General features: G+C 67.3%; 1 protein-coding gene. It reads left to right on the top strand.

The genetic code is table 11. The features are described from left to right. Window positions 1–13 precede the first annotated feature (13 nt). On the top strand, window positions 14–730 hold a 717-nt coding region (locus KHO22_RS32360), incomplete at its 3' end, for a VCBS domain-containing protein (protein ID WP_230427122.1).

The following is a 730-nucleotide window of genomic DNA, read 5'->3' as shown; positions in this document are numbered from 1 at the left end:
GGCGGGCCAGCAGGTGACCGACTCACTGACGGTGCAATCGGCGGACCTGACCGCGCAGCAGACCGTCACGGTCAACATCACCGGCAGCAATGACAGTGCCACCATCACCGCGTCGGCCAGCGAGGATACGGCCGTCGCCGAAGCCGGCGGCGCCAACAACGCGGTCGCGGGAGATCCATCAGCCAGCGGCACGCTCACTGTTCACGATGTGGATGCCGGCCAGGCGCACTTTGCCGCGGTGGCACCCGAGAGCCTCGCGGGCACCTACGGCACCTTCACCTTTGACAGCGGCACCGGTGCCTGGACCTATACGCTTGACAACGGCAAGGCCGATGCACTGATCACGGGCCAGCAGGTGACCGACTCGCTGACGGTGCAATCGGCGGACCTGACTGCGCAGCAGACCCTCACGGTCAACATCACCGGCAGCAACGACAGCGCCACCATCAGCGCCTCGGCGAGTGAAGATTCCGCCGTCGCCGAAGCCGGCGGCGCCAACAACGCGGTCGCGGGAGATCCATCGGCCAGCGGCACGCTCACTGTTCACGATGTGGATGCCGGCCAGGCGCATTTTGCCGCGGTGGCGCCCGAGAGCCTCACGGGCACGTACGGTACCTTCACGTTTGACAGCGGTAGCGGCGCCTGGACCTACACGCTCGACAACGGCAAGGCCGATGCGCTGACGGCGGGCCAGCAGGTGACCGACTCGCTGACGGTGCAATCGGCGGAC

The sequence above is a fragment of the Cupriavidus yeoncheonensis genome, from assembly GCF_905397275.1.
GTDB lineage: Bacteria > Pseudomonadota > Gammaproteobacteria > Burkholderiales > Burkholderiaceae > Cupriavidus > Cupriavidus yeoncheonensis.
This window is presented reverse-complemented; position numbering and strand designations above follow the sequence as displayed.